This window comes from Roseixanthobacter psychrophilus (genome assembly GCF_043195195.1).
Lineage (GTDB): Bacteria > Pseudomonadota > Alphaproteobacteria > Rhizobiales > Xanthobacteraceae > NCEH01.
In genome coordinates, this window is the sequence record NZ_JBAFWT010000121.1 from 1 (window position 1) to 1639 (window position 1639).

A 1639-nucleotide genomic window follows, 5' to 3' on the forward strand; every position below is an offset into this window, starting at 1 on the left:
GTCATGCGCTTGGTATCGCGCTCGGCGGCCTCACGGTCGACGAGAATACCCACCCGCTCCTCGAAGGACAGGGCGGCGATGTCTGGGGAGGAGCGCTGTTCCTCGAAGGCCTTGGCCATTCCGGCCAGCCCCAGCGCTATAAGGCGTTCATGGGTGGGATGTGCGAGCATCTGGATCTCCTGATGGTGAGAGTCAGTGGAAGTAGTCCCGCCCACGGATATTGCCGTGGCGCAGGGGTTCGGGATCGGGCTCTGGATCGAGGAAGGCGCGATCCAGGCCGGTCTTGAGGATCGAGCGGATCGACGAGACCGACCTGGCCTTGATGACATCGCCGCGCTGACAGGCCGCCTCCAGACGCGCCTGGCCGTAGATCTTCTCCAGGGCCAGGATACCCAGACAGGTGCGGAAGCCCTGCTCGGGATGGGGTCGATCAGTCATGATGGCCTGGGTCAGGGCGGCGGTGGCCGGGCCGATCTTCTCCGCCACGGCCGTAATCCGGGCCGGCGTCCAGGAAGCGTGTCGCCGATGAGCACTGGGCATGTGGTCGGCGATGGTGGTGTGACCGCTGCGGCCGCGCGACTTGGCGTGGCTGGCGACGCGCTCGCCCTTGTGGAAGACCTCCACGGTCCTGTCGGAGATGCGCACGTCGACCAGTTCACGGACCAGACGGTAGGGAACCGAATACCAGCAACGGTCGATCTCGACGTGATAGTCTGGCGCCACCCGGCAGCGCTTCCAGATGGCGAAGGCGTAGGGTTCTGTGGGCAGCGGCCTCATCGCCGGGGCGTCCACCGTTGCGAACAGCTCGGCGCGGCTCATGCCATAGGCGCGCATAACGCGAGCGTTGAGTTCGCCGACCAGGTCGGTGATCGCCAGGTTCAGCTCCACCAGACTGAAGAAGCGCCGGTTGCGAAGGCGCGCCAGCACCCAGCGCTCGACCAGCAGCACCGACTGCTTGACCTTGGCCTTGTCGCGTGGCTTGTAGGGTCGGGCCGGAATGACCGTGGTTCCATAATGGCGGGCCATGTCCTGGTAGGTGCGATTGATCCCCGGCTCGTAGCGGTCCGGGTTGGTGACCGCGGCCTTGAGGTTGTCGCAAACGATGATCCCCGCCACACTGCCGAAGAAGGCGAACATGCCCACGTGGCAACCGATCCAGTCGGCGAGCCCCTCGCTGGGCCGGGCCTCGCAATAGACGTAACTGGAGGCGCCGAGTGCGGCGACGAACAGCTTCATCGCCTGGGCAACGCCGGTCAGTGGGTCGATGACATCGATGGTGTCGCCGGCGAAGTCGACAAACACCTTCTCCCCGGCGGCGTGGCTCTGGCGCATGGGCGGCGACACCCGGCGCTTCCATGCCTCGTAATGTTCGCAGAACCAAGCATAGCCGTAGCCACCCGGGTGCTCGGCCCGATATTCTTGCCAGAGCAGGGATCGGGTAACCCCAGTCCGGCGCAACTCCTGATCGACATGGGCCCAGTTGGGCTCTGGGCGAGGAATAACAGAGGCCTTGGGTTGGCCTGGAAACAACAGGCGCTCCAGGGCGGTGTCGGTCACGCCATCCGGCAGGGGCCAGCTCAGACCGGCCACCTGAGCCCGCTGCAGATACTCCCCAACGGCCCCTTTGCTGACACCCAGC

General features: G+C 65.5%; 1 protein-coding gene. It reads right to left on the reverse strand.

Features of this window, described 5'->3' with window-relative positions; translation table 11 throughout:
* Window positions 1-192: 192 nt before the first annotated feature.
* A partial coding sequence (gene istA / locus V5F77_RS28705) for an IS21 family transposase (RefSeq protein WP_449317032.1) occupies window positions 193-1639 on the reverse strand: 1447 nt, incomplete at its 5' end.